This is a genomic window from Aneurinibacillus migulanus, from assembly GCF_001274715.1.
GTDB lineage: Bacteria > Bacillota > Bacilli > Aneurinibacillales > Aneurinibacillaceae > Aneurinibacillus > Aneurinibacillus migulanus.
The window spans coordinates 1-1,028 of the sequence record NZ_LGUG01000010.1; the positions used below are offsets into that span (position 1 = coordinate 1).

Genomic DNA, 1,028 nt, shown 5'->3' on the forward strand with positions numbered 1-1,028 from the left:
ATTGACTTTATGGAATATTATGCGCGCCAGGCGCTGGAACTCAAAGACCGTGGTCAGCAAACACTCGTCCGCCTGCCGGGCGAAGACAACCACCTGGAATACATTCCACTGGGGGTCGGTGTTGTCATTCCGCCATGGAACTTCGCGCTGGCGATCGTAGTTGGCATGGTGACGTCTGCGATGGTGACCGGGAATACCGTTATTCTGAAACCGGCTAGCCAGACGCCAGTCATCGCCTACAAATTTTATGAGCTGTTAGTCGAAGCGGGTCTTCCAGCGGGTGTGGTGAACTTCTTGCCGGGTCGTCCGGATGTGATCGGAGACTACCTGGTTGATCACAAGTTGACCCGTTTTATCAGCTTCACTGGTTCCCGTGCAGTCGGTTTGCGCATTCATGAGCGTTCTTCCAAAGTGGCTCCAGGCCAAATCTGGATGAAACGTCTCGTTGCTGAGATGGGCGGCAAAGACGCCATCGTCGTGCTGGATGATGCAGATGTGGAACTGGCGGCACAAAACATCGTCGCATCAGCGTTCAGCTTCTCCGGTCAGAAATGCTCCGCGTGCTCGCGTGCGATTATTCATGAGGCGGTGTACGATGAGGTATTAAACCGAGTCGTGGACATCACAAAAGGATTGAAAGTAGGCGACGTGCGTGATGCGTCCAACTACACCGGTCCGGTCATTGACGAGAAAGCATTGAACAAAGTAATGGAATACGTAGAAATCGGCAAGCGTGAAGGCAAGCTCGTGGCAGGCGGCAAGCCAGCTGGCGACGAAGGCTTCTTCGTAGAACCGACGATTTTCGCCGATGTAGACCCGGATGCGCGCATTATGCAGGAGGAAGTGTTCGGACCGTTCGTAGCATTTACGAAAGTGCGTGATTTTGACCATGCGATGGAAGTAGCGAACAATACAGAATACGGCTTGACCGGGTCGGTGTTTACCCGCAACCGCGAGTACATCGAGCGTGCCCGTACCGAGTTCCATGTGGGCAACCTGTACTTCAACCGCAAGTGTACTGGAGCCAT

1 protein-coding gene is annotated in these 1,028 nt (G+C 53.7%); it reads left to right on the forward strand.

Features of this window, described 5'->3' with window-relative positions; translation table 11 throughout:
• Nucleotides 1-1,028: aldehyde dehydrogenase family protein (locus AF333_RS28650; RefSeq protein WP_053432789.1), on the forward strand; the 1,028-nt coding region annotated here is incomplete at both ends.